Annotated in this window: 18 protein-coding genes; 7 read left to right on the top strand and 11 right to left on the bottom strand. The window is 48.8% G+C overall.

What is annotated here, in order from left to right; all coding sequences use genetic code 11:
* From lptB to N3Z11_RS09950, 6 genes are all read left to right on the top strand, one after another.
* The gene (gene lptB, locus N3Z11_RS09975) at nt 1-726 is read left to right on the top strand and encodes an LPS export ABC transporter ATP-binding protein (protein ID WP_260657030.1); all 726 of its coding nucleotides are present in this window, start codon (nt 1-3) and stop codon (nt 724-726) included.
* 90 nt (nt 727-816) lie between these two features.
* The gene (locus tag N3Z11_RS09970) at nt 817-2,262 is read left to right on the top strand and encodes an RNA polymerase factor sigma-54 (RefSeq protein ID WP_409566863.1); all 1,446 of its coding nucleotides are present in this window, start codon (nt 817-819) and stop codon (nt 2,260-2,262) included.
* Between the two features lie 25 nt (nt 2,263-2,287).
* Complete coding sequence (gene hpf / locus N3Z11_RS09965) at nt 2,288-2,575, top strand: ribosome hibernation promoting factor (protein ID WP_260657028.1); 288 nt, start codon at nt 2,288-2,290, stop codon at nt 2,573-2,575.
* A gap of 10 nt (nt 2,576-2,585) precedes the next feature.
* Complete coding sequence (gene ptsN, locus N3Z11_RS09960; protein ID WP_260657027.1) at nt 2,586-3,056, top strand: PTS IIA-like nitrogen regulatory protein PtsN; 471 nt, start codon at nt 2,586-2,588, stop codon at nt 3,054-3,056.
* A complete protein-coding gene (gene rapZ / locus N3Z11_RS09955; RefSeq protein ID WP_260657026.1) occupies nt 3,053-3,910 on the top strand; it encodes an RNase adapter RapZ in 858 nt (285 codons plus the stop codon). The genes ptsN and rapZ overlap by 4 nt, the downstream gene beginning before the upstream one ends.
* Nucleotides 3,900-4,175, top strand: coding sequence for an HPr family phosphocarrier protein (locus tag N3Z11_RS09950; RefSeq protein WP_260657025.1), 276 nt, complete (start codon nt 3,900-3,902; stop codon nt 4,173-4,175). The genes rapZ and N3Z11_RS09950 overlap by 11 nt, the downstream gene beginning before the upstream one ends.
* 13 nt (nt 4,176-4,188) lie before the next feature.
* Here the strand turns inward: N3Z11_RS09950 and N3Z11_RS09945 are convergent, their stop codons facing one another.
* From N3Z11_RS09945 to N3Z11_RS09910, 8 genes are all read right to left on the bottom strand, one after another.
* Nucleotides 4,189-4,545, bottom strand: coding sequence for a Na+/H+ antiporter subunit G (locus N3Z11_RS09945; RefSeq protein ID WP_260657024.1), 357 nt, complete (start codon nt 4,543-4,545; stop codon nt 4,189-4,191).
* A 9-nt stretch (nt 4,546-4,554) separates the two neighbouring features.
* Nucleotides 4,555-4,824 carry a K+/H+ antiporter subunit F gene (locus N3Z11_RS09940; protein ID WP_260657023.1) on the bottom strand — a complete coding sequence of 90 codons (270 nt, stop codon included), beginning with the start codon at nt 4,822-4,824 and terminating at the stop codon, nt 4,555-4,557.
* Nucleotides 4,818-5,339, bottom strand: coding sequence for a Na+/H+ antiporter subunit E (locus tag N3Z11_RS09935; RefSeq protein ID WP_260657022.1), 522 nt, complete (start codon nt 5,337-5,339; stop codon nt 4,818-4,820). The genes N3Z11_RS09940 and N3Z11_RS09935 overlap by 7 nt, the downstream gene beginning before the upstream one ends.
* A gap of 1 nt (nt 5,340) precedes the next feature.
* A complete protein-coding gene (locus N3Z11_RS09930) occupies nt 5,341-6,837 on the bottom strand; it encodes a monovalent cation/H+ antiporter subunit D (RefSeq protein WP_260657021.1) in 1,497 nt (498 codons plus the stop codon).
* The gene (locus tag N3Z11_RS09925) at nt 6,837-7,187 is read right to left on the bottom strand and encodes a Na+/H+ antiporter subunit C (RefSeq protein ID WP_260657020.1); all 351 of its coding nucleotides are present in this window, start codon (nt 7,185-7,187) and stop codon (nt 6,837-6,839) included. The genes N3Z11_RS09930 and N3Z11_RS09925 overlap by 1 nt, the downstream gene beginning before the upstream one ends.
* On the bottom strand, nt 7,187-9,985 hold the full coding sequence (locus N3Z11_RS09920) for a monovalent cation/H+ antiporter subunit A (RefSeq protein ID WP_260657019.1): 2,799 nt from the start codon (nt 9,983-9,985) through the stop codon (nt 7,187-7,189). The genes N3Z11_RS09925 and N3Z11_RS09920 overlap by 1 nt, the downstream gene beginning before the upstream one ends.
* A 208-nt stretch (nt 9,986-10,193) precedes the next feature.
* Nucleotides 10,194-11,774: a sodium/proton antiporter NhaB gene (gene nhaB, locus N3Z11_RS09915; RefSeq protein ID WP_260657018.1), complete on the bottom strand. Its 1,581-nt coding sequence runs from the start codon at nt 11,772-11,774 to the stop codon at nt 10,194-10,196.
* Nucleotides 11,775-12,164: 390 nt separating this feature from the next.
* On the bottom strand, nt 12,165-14,273 hold the full coding sequence (locus N3Z11_RS09910) for a S9 family peptidase (RefSeq protein WP_260657017.1): 2,109 nt from the start codon (nt 14,271-14,273) through the stop codon (nt 12,165-12,167).
* 225 nt (nt 14,274-14,498) lie between these two features.
* On the opposite strand from N3Z11_RS09910, the gene N3Z11_RS09905 reads away from it, so the two are divergent.
* Complete coding sequence (locus tag N3Z11_RS09905) at nt 14,499-14,681, top strand: helix-turn-helix domain-containing protein (protein WP_260657016.1); 183 nt, start codon at nt 14,499-14,501, stop codon at nt 14,679-14,681.
* Nucleotides 14,682-14,688: 7 nt separating this feature from the next.
* On the opposite strand, the gene N3Z11_RS09900 is transcribed toward N3Z11_RS09905, so the two are convergent.
* From N3Z11_RS09900 to N3Z11_RS09890, 3 genes are read right to left on the bottom strand one after another with little or no spacing between them, the layout of a single operon-like run.
* Complete coding sequence (locus N3Z11_RS09900) at nt 14,689-15,558, bottom strand: phosphotransferase (protein ID WP_260657015.1); 870 nt, start codon at nt 15,556-15,558, stop codon at nt 14,689-14,691.
* Nucleotides 15,498-16,139 carry a nicotinamide riboside transporter PnuC gene (pnuC, locus tag N3Z11_RS09895; protein ID WP_260657014.1) on the bottom strand — a complete coding sequence of 214 codons (642 nt, stop codon included), beginning with the start codon at nt 16,137-16,139 and terminating at the stop codon, nt 15,498-15,500. The genes N3Z11_RS09900 and pnuC overlap by 61 nt, the downstream gene beginning before the upstream one ends.
* Nucleotides 16,136-16,384 (bottom strand): thiamine-binding protein, encoded by a 249-nt coding sequence (locus tag N3Z11_RS09890; RefSeq protein ID WP_260657013.1) that lies wholly within the window; start codon nt 16,382-16,384, stop codon nt 16,136-16,138. Before N3Z11_RS09890 ends, pnuC begins: the two co-directional genes overlap by 4 nt.
* Nucleotides 16,385-16,389: the final 5 nt, after the last annotated feature.

The raw sequence follows: 16,389 nt of genomic DNA, 5'->3' as shown, positions 1-16,389 counted from the left end.
GTGAAAACTCTTGTCGCATCGCATCTGGCGAAAAGTTACAAAGGCCGTCAGGTGGTTAAAGACGTCAGCCTTGAAGTAAAAGCAGGCCAGATCGTTGGTTTGCTCGGTCCAAACGGCGCCGGTAAAACCACCACTTTTTATATGATAGTGGGTCTGGTGCCGTCGGATAAAGGCAGCATCACACTGGATGGTCATGATATGACCTTCGACCCTATCCACGCCCGCGCCCGCCAGGGCATTGGTTATCTGCCGCAGGAAAGTTCGATTTTCCGCAAACTGACGGTCTACGATAATCTGATGGCCATTCTGCAAACGCGCAAAGAACTCAAAGATGAACAGCGTGAACAAATTGCTGACGAGCTGCTTGATGAATTTAACATTACCCATATCCGCAGCAGCCTGGGCATGAGTTTGTCTGGTGGTGAAAGGCGCAGGGTGGAAATTGCCAGGGCTTTAGCGGCCAACCCGGCCTTTATTTTGCTGGACGAACCTTTTGCCGGTGTGGACCCTATTTCAGTGCTGGATATTAAAAAAATTATTCAGCATTTGCGCAACAGAGGCATAGGTGTACTCATTACCGATCACAATGTGCGCGAGACCCTTGATGTTTGTGAAATTGCCTATATTGTCAGTCATGGAGAGCTGATAGCTTCGGGTTCGCCGGCTGATGTATTAGCAAATCAGCAGGTCAGAGATGTATACCTCGGCGAACAATTCAGGCTATAGTTAGCAAAAAGCCAGTGGATACTGGCCGTCAGGAGTGACCAGAAGTACATGAAGCCATCTTTACAACTCCGGCTTGGACAGCAACTCACAATGACTCCCCAGCTGCAACAAGCCATTAAGCTGTTGCAACTGTCGACCATTGAATTACAGCAGGAAATTCAGGAAGCTCTGGATGCCAACCCGCTGTTGGAAGCGGAGGATGACTATAACAACTTCAATGAAAGCAGCAATGCACCGGAAGCAAGCGACAAACACGAACAAGCCGAAATAGACAGCTATTCCAGTGACGAACATTTTGACCCGGAAGTGCCCGATACCAGTGAGGCCATGACGGAACAAAATATCAAAGAAGACCTGCCGCTCGACAGCAACTGGGACGACTTAGTCAGCGCCGCGCCTGTGGCAAATACCTACAATGGTGACGAAGACAACGTGTTTCAGGGTGAAACCAGCGAAACCCTGCAGGATTATTTGCGCTGGCAGATGCGCCTGACACCTTTTACCGAAACCGACCTCGCCATTGCCGAAATTATTATCGAAGCCATTGATAGCAATGGCTTACTCACCATCAGCAATCAGGATATTCTCGATTCGCTTGGCATGCCCGAAGTGGAAGCCGACGAAGTCGAAGCTGTGATCAAACGTATTCAGCTGTTTGACCCGGTGGGTGTGGGTGCCCGCACTATTCAGGAATGTTTATTGGTACAGCTGCGCCAGTTTGACCCCGGTACACCTTTTCTGACCGAAACCTGCGATATTATCCGTGACTACAGCGAATATTTAGCCAACAGAGATTTCCGTTCTCTGATGCGCGTGACTAAACTCAAAGAAGATGATTTACGCGAAGTGATGCGGCTTATTCACAGCCTGAATCCGCGCCCCGGCGCCGATGTGATCCGTGAAGAGCAGCAATATACTATTCCGGATGTATCGGTGAAAAAAATCAAAGGCCGTTGGATGGTTGAACTCAATCCAGACGCCTTTCCAAAAATCAGGATCAACGAGCAATACGCCGCCATGTCGCGCAGTGCCAGAAACTCGGCCGACAGTCAGTTTATCCGCTCCCACTTGCAGGAAGCCAAGTGGTTTTTAAAGAGCCTGGAAAGCCGCAACGAAACTTTATTAAAGGTTGCCAACTGTATAGTGCAGCAGCAACAGGCATTTTTTGAGCACGGGGAAGAAGCGATGAAACCCATGGTGCTCAATGACGTGGCAGAGATGGTGGGTATGCATGAATCCACTATTTCCAGGGTCACCACACAAAAATTCATGCACACGCCCAGAGGAATATTTGAACTTAAGTTCTTTTTCTCCAGTCATGTAAGTACAGAAAGTGGCGGCGAATGTTCGTCGACCGCCATCAGGGCTTTTATAAAAAAATTGGTGGCAGCGGAGAATCCTGCAAAGCCGTTAAGCGATAGCAGGATGGCAGAAATTCTTTCTGAACAGGGCATCAACGTAGCAAGGCGGACCATCGCCAAATACCGTGAATCTCTGTACATTCCGCCGTCAAATCAGCGCAAGAGCTTGCTATAAGTGCTCATCAAAGAAGGAAATGTCTATGCAAATCAATCTAACTGGTCGTCATGTTGAAATCACTGAAGCACTGAGAGACTATGTAGACAGCAAGTTTTCAAAACTTGAACGGCATTTTGACCACATTAACAACGTACATGTTGTGCTGAACGTGGAGAAATTAAAACAAATTGCCGAAGCAAAACTGCATTTAAACGGCGGAGAGGTGTTTGCAGTCAGCGAAGATGATAATATGTACGCTGCTATTGACCAGCTGATCGATAAACTTGATCGACAAGTCATTAAACACAAAGAGAAAATTTCTCGTCATTGATTACGGACTTATGAACTTAAGCTCAATGTTATCGAAGGACTGCACAAAAAGTGCGGTCCTTTTTAATAGTAAAAAACGCATTCTGGAATATATTGCCGAGCTTGCGCACCAGCAATTACCGCAATTAGCAGAATCCACTATTTTTGAAGCCCTGATGGCCCGGGAAAAACTGGGCTCTACCGGCATTGGCGGTGGTATTGCCATTCCGCACGGTAAACTCAAAGACGTCACCAGCCCGGTGTTAGTTTTTGTGGTCAGTCAGGATGCCATTCAGTTTGACGCTATTGATAACCAGGCGGTGGACATCTTCTGCGCCATCCTGATCCCGGAAAATCAATGCCAGACGCACCTGACCACCTTAGCCGGCATCGCAAGGTTACTCAGTCAGAAAGATTTAACCCGCAAAATCCGTCATACAGCTTCAGATCATGATCTATACCAGTTGTTGCTGACCCACTCTGATCTGGCGGCCAGCAAATGAAACTCCTTGTCGTCAGTGGTCGCTCAGGTTCCGGCAAATCAGTTGCCCTTCGCGTGATGGAAGACCTGGGTTACTACTGTGTCGACAATATTCCGGTAAATCTGCTGCCCACCCTGGCCAATGCTGTGATGGGCCAGTATGAAAGGGTGGCCGTCAGTATTGATGTGCGCAACCTGCCGCAGGAGCCGGAAGAGCTTACCGACATTCTGTCGTACCTGCCGCGCAAAGTAGAACTCACCATTTTGTATCTGGATGCTTCCCACAGCAGCCTGATCAAAAGATTCAGCGAAACCCGCAGGTTACATCCGCTGTCGCATCAGGCCATGTCGCTGGATGAAGCGATTCAGCGTGAACAGCAGCTGCTGGACCCTATATCCAGCCGCGCCGATTTATATATCGATACCACAGACTTAAATGTGCATCAGCTGACCGAACAGCTGCGCGAACGTATTCTCGGCCAGAAAACCGGCCGGCTGGTGATCCTGTTTGAGTCTTTTGGTTTTAAATACGGCATTCCAAAAGACGCCGATTATGTGTTTGATGCGCGTTTTTTGCCAAACCCACACTGGGAGCCAGAGCTGAAAATTCTGACCGGCCTTGATCAGCCGGTGAAAGATTACCTGGCAGCGCAGGATGTGGTCGGTCAGTATACCGAGCAAATTAATCAGTTTATCGGCACCTGGTTGCCTCATCTGGAACGCAATAACCGCAGTTATCTGACCATAGCCATCGGCTGTACCGGCGGTCAGCATCGTTCTGTTTATATTGTTGAAGCGCTGGCGGCACGTTTTAAAGAATTGCGGGAAGATGTGCAAATCCGCCACCGCGAACTGGTACGTCACCATGGCAAATAGCTTTTCCCAAACCGTCACTATCGTCAATCAATTGGGTTTACATGCCCGTGCTGCCACCAAACTGGCGCAGCTGTGCCAGAAATTTGATGCCAAAATTGAGCTGCAGCAAGAAGGCAAAACCGCCGATGCCAGCAGTGTGCTGGCGCTGCTGATGCTGGCCAGCAGCAAAGGCAAAAATGTTGAGGTGCTGGCACACGGCACAGAAGCAGAAGCGGCGTTAAAATCTGTGGTTGAATTGATTAACAACGGTTTTGACGAAAACTAAGCAGCCCTCTCCTTTATTCCCCTTTGGCTAATTTGTCTCTTTGTTTCATCAGCTCTTGCTGCTGGGTGCCTGCTGCTGGCGTCAGCTTCTGATGTAAACCAGCTTTGATCAGCATATAAGCGGTGACAGGGGCGGAAATAAATAAAAACAATGCTATCAGCAGCTGCTGCAGATTCAGTTGTTGCTCGATAAAATTAAAAAATACCATAGACGCCAGCACCAGACTCCCCAACCCCAGCGTGGTTGCTTTGGTTGGGCCGTGCAGCCTGGTGTAAAAGTCTGGCAGTTTAATCAGCGCAACAGAGCCAAGCAGCACAAACAGGGTACCCGCTATCACCAGCAACGCAATAATCCATTCCAGCACGGTCATCACCTTCTCCTATTCAATAATGTCGCCGCGTAACATAAATTTGCACACTGCGACTGTGCTGACAAAACCCAGCATGGCAATCAAAAGTGCGGCTTCAAAATGCAAACTACTGGCGGCATAAATGCCGTAACAGAGCAATAACGCGATGCTGTTGATATACATGGTATCAAGCGCCAACAAACGGTCCGGCACACTGGGGCCGCGCAGCAACGCCCACAAGTTCAGCAATAAGGCGATGCCGATGCCAATCATCGCAATCAGCACTATCTGATTTAACATTGGAATATCTCCTTCAGTGGCTGCTCATAACGCTGCTTGATACTGGCAATAAGCTCAGTTTCATTTTGTAAATCAAGCACATGTAATAGCAGATACTTAGGTTTGGCGCTGTTTTCGTCCAGCTGATAAGGCAAAATTTCAGCGCTGACAGTGCCGGGCGTTAATGAAACTGTGCCCGCCAGTATCGTCAGCGGCAAAGCTTCGGTAATTGCCAGCGGCACCAGCACAAAACCAGGACGCAGATTCTTATTAGGCCCCAGCACCAGCTTAATCACCTGTAAGTTGGCCAGCACAATATCGAGCAGCACCCGGCCGATATAACGCAGAGCCAGACCCCAACGCCGGATCGGCGGCTGCGGATCACGAAAGCCTGCTGTTAGCTGTGGGATTAACACCGCAAGTAATGCAGCAACAATTAAATGAATTGGCGCAACACTGTTATTGAGCAGTAACCAGACTACAAACAGCAATAAACTTCGGGCAGGGGTTGGCAACAAAGCATGGATAAAATTCATGTTATGCACCTCCTACTGCACGCACATTCGGTAAAAACTGCAGCTGTGTTGCTGCCTCTACACAAAATTGCATCACAGGCTCACCAAACAGCACCAGAACCGGACTTGCCAGCAGTAACAGACCCACAGCCGCAAACTGTACGGCATCAGCACGCTGCGCTGTCACCGCCTGTGCTTTTACCCGCCAGAACAAGGTGCTGCCGGCTCTGGTTAATGCGATCAACACCAGCAGGCTACAGAACAGCAACACCGACCATAACGCAATACGACTGTGCAGATCAGTGGCGGCCTGCATTAACCAGATCTTTGCCACAAAACCAGACAAGGGCGGCATTCCCACCACGGCCAGCGCTGAGATAACAAAAAGCACACCCAAAGGCCAGGCTTGTTGTAAAGGCCGGCCGGCCACTAACCTGTCCTGTACTGTACCGCGCTGGGCGGCAATTAAATCTGCCAGTAAAAATAACGCTGCTGCCACCAAGGTGGAATGCAGACTGTAATAAAGTACGGCGGCAACAGCACCGGTATGACCAAGCGCCAGCGTGGCGAGCAGACTGCCGGCTGATAACAGGACAAGATAAGCCACCAGCAATTTCAGATGTTGTGCTGCCACCACACCCACTGCAGCCAACAGCATAGTGGCCAGCCCGGCAATCCATAATAAATCCCGGCCAAAACCAGCCAGCTCAGCGGCATTGTCACCAAACAGGCTACCAAAGACCCGCATCACACAATAAACACCCACTTTGGTCATCACGGCAAACATCGCAGCCACTGCTGCCGACGCATTGGCATAAGCGGCCGGCAACCAGAAATGCAATGGCAAGAGCGCCGCTTTTAAACCAAATACCAGCAATAACAAACCTGCAGCCGCTTTGACAATTAACACCTGCTGCGGTGCCAGACTACTGATACGCAGTGCCATATCCTGCATATTCAGACTGCCCAGCATGGCGTACAACAGCGCCAGTGCCAGTAAAAACAGCGCGGAGCCTAACAGGTTTAATAACACATAATGCAAGGCCGCTTTGGTGCGCCCTTTGCCGCCACCGTGCAGCAACAAGCCATAAGAGGAAATCAGCAGCACTTCAAAAAATACAAAAAGGTTAAATAAATCAGCCGTCAAAAAGGCGCCGTGAATGCCCATCAGCAAAAACTGTAACAAAGGCTGGAAATAAGCACCACGTTCATCTTCACCAGCCAGACTGTACAGCCAGCAACAACAGGCCAACACTGTGCTTAACAACACAAAAATGGCCGATACTTTATCCTGCAGCAGCACAATGCCAAAAGGCGCCGGCCAGTTCCCCAGCAGGTAAAAGTTTTGTACACCGCCAGCGCTTTGCCAAAGGCCATAACAGGCGCTGAGTAACAGCAGCAACAAACCAAGCCCCCCCAGCGCCCGCCTTTTATTTACAGATGCCTGCAGCGGTGGTAACAACAATAAAGCCCCGGTAATTAACGGAACTAAAATCGGAAAAATCACTGCATGTTGCATCAAAACCGCGACTCCTGCTGTTGCCGCGAACCACTGTGGCCATCCACATGGTCATTGCCCAGTTCAGCCCGGGCACGAATGGCAAGGATCACTAAAAACGCCGTCATGGCAAAACCTATCACAATAGCGGTCAGCACCAGCGCCTGAGGTAAAGGGTCAGCATAGATGTCCGTTACGCCCAATACTGCGCCTTTACCTGCGGTTAAACCGCCACTGGCAAAAATAAACAAATTGACCGCATAAGACAGCATGGTTAACCCCAGCACCACAGCAAAGGTATGGGCACGCAATACCAACAACACACCGCAGCTGGTTAATACGCCGATCACAATTGCCATCACCAGTTCCATTATGATTGCTCCTTATGTACAGGACGGTAACGGGTGGTGACTTTGCCTAAGTTCGCCAGGATCAATAAGGTTGACCCCACCACCGTCAGATAAACACCCAGGTCAAACGCCATGGCACTGGCCAGCTCAACAGTGCCCACCAGCGGCAGGTCAAAATAATCAAACCAGGATGTTAAAAACGGCCGGTCAAACAGCCAGCTGGCGAGACCCGTTATAGTGGCGCATAAAATCCCTAAGGAAATCAGCGTGGAATATTCAACTTTTAACCTGGGTTTGACCCAGTCCACGCCCTGCGCCACATACTGCAGGATCATCGCAACAGCGGTGATCAGACCGGCGACAAAACCTCCGCCAGGCATATTGTGGCCACGGAAGAAGATATACACAGAAACCAATAACGCCAGCGGCAATAACGCCTGTGACACCACCGCCAGCAACAGTGGATGGCTGTCCAGCGCCCAGCGCCGGCCTTCGCCATCGGCACCTGACATAAAACGAGGAATGCCGGTCAGCATTTTAAAAATTCCCAGAGCGGCGATACCTAACACGGTGATTTCACCCAGGGTGTCAAAACCACGGAAATCAACAAGAATGACATTAACCACATTGGTGCCACCACCGCCGGTTTTGGCATTTTGCAGGAAATAGCCTGAAATAGTGTCGGTTTGCTGGGTCAGCATGGCAAAAGCCAGACTGCCTATCACCACCCCAACCCCTGTTGCCAACGCCAAATCCCGCACCAGATGACCAGGTGAAGATTGTTTCACCGATTTATGCGGCAGGAAATACAACGCCAGCATCAGCAGCACAACAGTTACCACTTCCACCGATAACTGAGTCAGTGCCAAATCCGGTGCCGAAAACCGGACAAAAGCCAGGCTGACCATTAACCCCACCACCGAAATCATCACCAGCGACAATAAACGTTGCCGGATGGTGAGTACAGTGGCGATGGCAGCAATACATAAAATAGCGGCGCCGGCCAGCACCAGCATATCCAGCGGCAAGGTCGGCCTGTTGCCTTGTAATGAAGCAAGCTCCAGCAAAGGCGCTCCGCACAACCACAACACCAACACCAACATCAGACCGGCAAATCGCTGATAACGGCCATTGTCGATAGCCGCAGTCAAACTGCGGCAACGCTGCACAAAACGCTGCAACACATTTTCAAAACGGTAAATTGCCGGTTGTTCGGCAAAACCGGCCTGGAACACAAATAAATGTTTGCGGTTGATATAAAGCACAATACCACCGGCCAGCGCCAGCACGCTCATCAGCAGCGGTATATTCAGACCATGCCACAACGCCAGACTGTATTCCGGCGCCGCACCGCCCAGCACTGCCACAGCCGCCTGTGATAGTAAATCACCGATAAACCATTGCGGAAACACCCCAACCAGCACACAGAGCGCCACCAGAATTTCCATTGGTACCCGCATATAACGAGGCGGTTCATGCGGTGTTTTAGTCAGGCCAATAGGTTCACCGTTAAAAAACACGTCGTGGATAAAACGGGCGGAATAAGCAACGGCAAAAATCGCAGCCACTGTCGCCAGCAGCGGAATGAGCCAGCTTAATGATCCCAACACGCCCTGATGCAGGGTTTGTGTAAAGAACATTTCTTTGGATAAAAAACCGTTTAACAGCGGCACGCCGGCCATTGACGCCGAAGCCACCATAGCCAGAGTGGCAGTAACCGGCATATATTTCCATAAACCATTGATTTTTCGCATATCGCGGGAGCCGGTTTCATGGTCAATAATACCCGCGGCCATAAATAATGATGCTTTAAAAATGGCATGGTTAATTACATGGAAGATGGCGGCTACTGCAGCCAAATCTGTATCTAACCCAAGTAATAAGGTAATCAAGCCAAGGTGGGAGATGGTTGAATACGCCAGCAATCCCTTTAAATCATGCTGAAATAACGCAAAATAAGCGCCCACCAGCAAAGTGGTTAAACCGGCCAGGGTCACCGCTAAAAACCATAATTCGGTACCGGATAACAGCGGATATAACCGCGCCAGCAGGAAAATACCGGCTTTCACCATGGTAGCCGAATGCAGATAAGCGCTGACCGGCGTTGGTGCAGCCATGGCATTGGGTAACCAGAAATGAAAAGGAAACTGCGCTGATTTGGTAAAAGCCCCCAACAACACCAACGCCAGCACCACAGGATAAGCCGCATGTTGTTGTAATTGTTCAGTTTGTGTCAGAACCACAGCTAATTCATAACTGCCGGTGATTTGCCCAAGCAGCACAATACCGGCTAGCAGCGCCAAACCGCCGGCCGCAGTGACAGTTAACGCCATTCTGGCGCCTTTACGGGCATCGCCCTGCTGCGACCAGAAACTAATCAGTAAAAACGAGCTGATACTGGTCAGCTCCCAGAAAAACCACATTTGCAACAGATTGCCAGATAACACTACACCCAGCATCGCAAACATAAATAACATTAAAAACGCATAAAACCTGACCATCGAATCCTGTGCCGACAGGTAATAGCGCGCATAAAGAATGACCAATAAACCGATGCAGAGAATAAGCAGGCTAAATAAAAATGATAAACCATCCAGCTGCAGGCTGAAATTCAGCCCAATCATCGGTAACCACTGCAACTGATACCTTAGGACTTCGCCGGAATAGATAGCACTGCCCATGGGTAATAACAGCAACAACGCCAGAGCAGGGAAAGCGGCCACAGCCAGCGCCAGATAACTGCGCTGCCATTGCCGAACTGTCGTAACCAAAACACTGGCCAGCAGCGGTAATATCACTATCCATAATAAAGTGCTCACCAGACTCAGTATCCTCTTTTGTTAAGTGGGCCTATACCATTCACATTACGTTGCTTCGGGCCAAACCGGTCACAAGGAGATCATCTGCAAAACCAAAAACAGATGAGGTGATAATGCTGCAGGGATCTGATGCCTGTCCTGCATTTTTTAAAGCAGAGATCGGATAAATGGGGTTTTATCTAAGATAAAACCCCGCCTTTTTGTCACATCAGTGTCCGGATACAGCCGCCGCACCAGGTACATAATGGTGGATCCAGCCGGCGTCATAAAACCAGTGTGTCACTTCAGGCAACACAAACACAGTGCAGGTTAAACCAACAACAGTTAACACAATAGTGTAAGGAATTGCCATCCACACCATCTTGGCATAAGACAGACGGATCAGCGGTGCTAAGGCACTGGTCAACAGGAATAAAAACGCCGCCTGACCATTAGGTGTTGCTACGCTTGGCAGGTTGGTGCCGGTATTAATAGCAATGGCCAATAACTCAAACTGTTCACGGCTGATACGTCCTGCTTCCCAGGCCGCTTTGACTTCATTGATATACACAGTGCCAACAAAGACGTTGTCGCTGACCATGGATAAAGCACCGTTCGCCAGGAATAACATCGCCAACTGCAACTGACCATCAAAGGTCAGTACCCAGGCAATCACCGGCGTAAACAAATGCTGGTCGATAATCACCGCCACTATAGCGAAAAACACCACCAATAAAGCGGTAAAAGGCAAAGCTTCTTTAAAAGCATGGCCAATCGCATGTTCGTCAGTCACACCGCAGAAGGTGGTGGCCAGAATAATCACCATCAGGCCAATCAGACCCACTGACGCAATATGCAGGCTCAGACACAGGATCAATAACACCGCAATAATGCCCTGCACCCAGAGTTTTGCGATGTCGGATGAAGTGATTTTGGCAGTCTGGTATTTATCGTATGCAATAAGTACGTCCTGCACTGCGGTTGGCAGGCGCACACCAAAATCAAAAATACGGAATTTCTCTACCACCACTGTGGTTAATAAACCGCAGATCAGAATAGGCACACTCACAGCACTCATCCGCAGCGCAAATTCAGCAAAATCCCAACCTACAGCAGCAGCAATAATCAGGTTTTGAGGTTCGCCCACCATAGTGGACACTCCACCCAATGCGGTACCCACCCCGGCGTGCATCAGTAAGTTTCGTAAAAAACCACGAAATGCATCTAAATCGGCTCGCGATAATTCGGCCACTTCAGTGTCCACACTGTGATCATGTGGGTCGACAAAGCCCTTACCAGACGAAATTTTGTGATAAATCGCATAAAAACCAATACCAACAGCGATAACCACTGCCACCACTGTTAAGGCATCGAGGAATGCCGACAAAAATGCCGCCATAAAAGTAAAAGCCATTGAAATACCAATTTTTGACCGCACCCGGATCAATAATTTGGTAAACACAAACAGCAGCAGATCTTTGACAAAGTGAATGCCAGCCACCATAAACACCAACAGCAAAATTACCTCAATGTTCATAGTCACTTCGTGCATCACTTTGTTGGTGCTGGTCATGCCCATCGCAATAGCCTGAATGGCCAATAAACCGCCCGGCAACAGTGGATAACACTTCAACGCCATCGCCAGGGTAAAAATAAACTCAATCACAAGTAACCAACCGGCCAGATAAGGATGGTTGATAAAAACCAGTGGATTGATAAACAGAAACATAATGATGGTCAGTTTGTACCAGTTCGGTGACTGACCGAGAAAGTTGTTAAAGATGGCGAGCGCGGTGCCGGATGCTTTCATAGTTTGTACCCATAGTTTTTATTATGACCTTCAGCGGAGCAGAATTTGTCCTGTCCGTTCAAAGATAGCGTACCTTGGCAACACTGCGTTGGTCTGAGCGGGTATAAATGGGCAAAATGCTCAAAAATGCTATCTATGTCAGCTTCTTATACCGAGTTCACTGCAGAATGTCCATGACAGCCCGATGAACAAATAGCAGAAATCGGATAGACAACGGAAAATTTAACTAAAGCAGCAAAGCGGAAAATAACCGCTAAAACAGAGCTAACATTTGTTCCTGTTGCCGCAGTGCCACAACATGCCACCAGAGAAAGAATAGCCGGACAAATTGCAGGCAAAAAAACGCCTGCTCGATGCAGGCGTTTGTGCTGAACAATGCTGGCTTAACGCTTAGGGCTGTGCCAACAGCGACAAGACAAAAGCGTATTCATCGGCAATTTCGTTCAGGCGGGAGAAACGGCCCGATTTACCGCCATGACCCGCTTCCATATTGGTGCGGAATAACAACGGGTTGTTATCGGTTTTGTGGGTGCGTAACTTAGCCACCCATTTGGCCGGTTCAAAATACTGCACCTGTGAATCGTGCAGACCTGTGGTCACCAGCATGGCCGGATAAGCCTGTTTTTTCACCTGATCATAAGGTGAATATGACAACATATAGTCATAAAAGGCTTTTTGCTTTGGGTTGCCCCACTCATCAAACTCATTGGTAGTTAATGGGATAGACTCATCCAGCATAGTGGTCACCACATCGACAAAAGGCACATGCGCCAAAATGCCGCGGTATTTTTCCGGCGCCATATTGGCAATGGCCCCCATCAGTAAACCACCGGCACTGCCGCCCATCGCAAAGACTTTATCTTTGGCAGCATATTTTTCAGCAACCAGATAATCGGTAACGGCGATAAAGTCGGTGAACGTATTGATTTTATTCAGCAACTTGCCGTCTTCATACCAATGCCGGCCCATTTCCTGGCCACCCCGGATATGAGCGATTGCATAAACAAAACCACGGTCGACCAGGGACAACACCGGCGCTTTAAAGCTTGGGCTGCTGGAACTGCCGTAAGAGCCATAGGCATATTGGTACAAAGGCGCGGTACCGTCTTTTTTCAGGCCTTTTTTGTACAGCAAACTGACCGGAATTTTGGTGCCATCTGTTGCTGTCGCCCACACCCGCTCAGTTTGATAATTGTTTTTATCAAAACCACCCAGCACTTCCTGCTCTTTTAACAGGCGTTTTTCGCCGGTGCGCATATTCATTTCATAGATAGACGAAGGTGTGGTTAACGAGGTATAGCTGTAACGCAACCATTCGGTGTCTTGCTGATAATTGACGTTAGTGTAAGCCACATAAGCTGCTTCACCTGAATCGATGTAACTGGCTTTTTTCAGATCAACCCAGGGCATCACCTGCACTTTATTTAAACCATCATTGCGCACATTCACCGCAATATAGTCTTTAAATAACTGAAAAGACTCGATAAACACTTTAGGATCATGCGCCAGCAATTCCTGCCAGCGCGCTCTGTCACCTATCTGGTCATCGGCCACTGTCATCAGCCGGTAATTCGGCGCATTCCAGTCGGTTCTGATCACCCAGCGGTTACCCATATGCTCAATGTCGTATTTAAAATCGCGCTGACGCGGCGCCACAGTGCGGAACTTGCCACTCTTGTCGTCACTTTTCAGCACCAGCATTTCATTCGACACTGTGCTGCCAAGCCATATCACCACATACTGGTCATCGCCGCTGTTACCAACCCCCATATAAAAGCTGGTGTCTTTTTCTTCATATAACAGCTCATCTTTGCTGTTATCCTGGCCAAGCTGATGGCGTTTTACTTTGTTGCCAAGTAAAGTTTGTTTGTCTTTTTCAATATAAAACAAAGATTGACTATCAGCCGACCAGGCAAGAGATGCATCCATACCGGTCAAGGTGTCGGGCAGATCCTGCCCGGTGCGTAAATCGCGGATTTTCAGTGTGTAATTGCGACGACCCGTGGTGTCTTCGGCATAAGCCAGCAGTTGCTGATTGGGGCTTACCTGATAATTGCTGACCTGATAAAAGTCTTTGCCTTCAGCCATTTTATTGACATCCAGCATAATCTGCTCGGCGCCACCGGCCTTAGGTTTGCGGGCATAAATCGGGTACTGTTTACCTGTCTCAAAGCGGCTGTAATAAGAATAATCCCCTTTGATCGCAGGCACTGCACTGTCATCCTGCTTCACCCTACCGATAATTTCTGCTGACAGCTGCTTGTTCAGCTCAGCGTATTTGGCTGCATAATCCTGATAATATTTATTCTCGGCATTGAGGTAAGACAACACTTCAGGCGCCTGCCTTTTGTCATCCCTGAGCCAATAATAAGGATCAACCCTGTCACCATTGGGTGATTTCACCACATAAGGTTTTTGTGCAGCCACAGGAGCTGCGGTTTCAGCCCACGCCATTTGCATTACCCCAAATACCATGATGCCGGAGCATATGGTTTGCATTATTTTTGCCATCAGAAGTTCTCTTAATTAATGTGCTTCGTGCAGTTATTGCTTTTACGACACCAAAAGTTAACACAGTGCATACAATTGCTCTAGCCTTTGCGTCAAATACACAAGCTGCTGCGAAAGCGTTTATCCTGTAATGGCAACAAGCACTTATAAGCTATTCACAAACAGCAAATTTTAGGCTTATATTATAAAGCTCAATAACGTAGAGACATGATCATGGCATTAATGACAGTAGCTGAAGTGGCCGCTTTTCTGGCAATTCAGGAAATTCGGGTAGAACGACTGGCAAGGGAAAATCTGCTGGTCGCCGCAGGTAAAGACGCCAACGGCAAACCAATGTTTGAAGAAGACGATGTAAAACGTTACAAAACGCTGGCCGAACGTCTGGGTGGGATCTAATCACCAATCATTGCGGCAACAACAGTTGCCGCAGTTTTTTCAGCGCCTGCTCCGCCTTGTCACTGTGGTCCGGCAACGTCAGATACCATAACCAGCAAAATCCGCTATACAACTGTTTTGCCAGCTTTAACCTCTGATGTAACCCAGTGGCTGCCTGCGGCCGGTACTGCAGATAAAAATCCAGCATCGCCTGCTCTTCGGCTGCACTCATCTGTAAATTCAGCGCCAAAGCCGCCAAATCAAAACTGCTGTCTGCCCGCTGGCAATATTCAAAATCAATCAACCAGATGCGTTGTTGCTGCAACAAAATATTTCCGCTGTGCAAATCCATATGACAAAGCACAATGTCAGTGGGCAGCTGTATAAATTCCCCGGCGGCTTGCTGTAACAAAGCAAATATATCCTGTGGCAACTGCAGCCTGTTAGGCTCGGGCAAGTCGTCGTATAACTGCTGCAAATACAACAAAGGTTGTAACTCAGGGGTTTGCACTGTAAGCCGGTGTAACCGCACCAGTTTTTCTACCAGTTGCATCAGTTCACCATGATGCAAAGTCCAGTCAAAATGCCGGCTGCGGGTTAAAAATTCACTGACCAGCATGCGCTGATGATTATTCAGACAAAGGGGGGCCGGAGCAACGCCAACAGCGGCAGCAGCGTGCTGACAACGCAGCTCCTGCTGGCGGCACACCCCTTCCACAAAAGGGGCATAATGCCGAAGCAAATAATGGCCACGCTGGGTGTGAATATAATAGTTATCGTTGGTACTGCTGGTGGCGAGTTTTTGCAGCGCCAGCGGCAGATGATAAGCAAAAAATTCTAACCGCTGACACAGATGCCAGATTTGTTGTTCTGCTGAACTTGATAGCTGCTGCGCCATGCTAGGTACCCTACCGCTGCGATGACGGTATAAATAACAAAAAGTGCACTGAAAAAATACAAATCTTTTTGCAGATAGATATAAATAGACACCGCATCAATCACTACCCAGTACAGCCAGTTCGACACCACTTTTTGTGCCACCAGCCAGGTGCTGACCACGGCAAAACAACTGACCTGAGCGCCCAGATAGGCAAAATCAGTACTGGTGTAATTTGCCATCAGATAACCCAGCAACAAACCGGCACTAAAAGTACCGCCTATCAGCAGCAAGTGTTGTGACAGCCGCCATTCCACCACAGTTTGTGGCACGCCATGGCTGTGCTGGCGCATTTTCTGCCAGTTCCACCAGCCATACAGCGCCATACCGGCATAATACAGCTGCAACAAAGCGTCGGTAAAAAGCCGTGACTGCAGCATAATTTGCAGGGTTAATAAGGTGCTGATCAATGCCGCCGGCCAGCACCATAAACTGTGGCGAATGGCCAGCACTGTGTAAGCCAGCGCCAGCACAGTTGCAAGCAATTCAATGCTGGTTTGCAGTTGCCAGCCAGCAAGAATACCGCTTACCAGCTCATTCATGGCCGTAAATCACCATGAATAAACTTCACCACAAACACCACTTTGCCATAACGTTCAAAGGACCATTTAATACAACGCTGCAGCGCCGCCATCACGGTGTCGTATTCGCCAAATATCTGAGTGCTCATGGTATTGGTCACCACAATCAAGCCGGGTTCACGGTTGAGCTCAGCAATAAAACCAACAATAGGTTCGATATATTCAGCGGTGAGCGGGTATTTACTGATTTCGATAGAAAGTTGCATCAACT

It is taken from the genome of Rheinheimera sp. 4Y26, assembly GCF_025245835.1.
In the GTDB taxonomy this organism is placed as follows: domain Bacteria; phylum Pseudomonadota; class Gammaproteobacteria; order Enterobacterales; family Alteromonadaceae; genus Pararheinheimera.
Note: the sequence above shows the minus strand (reverse complement) of the source record. Positions and strands in the feature narration are given on the sequence as shown.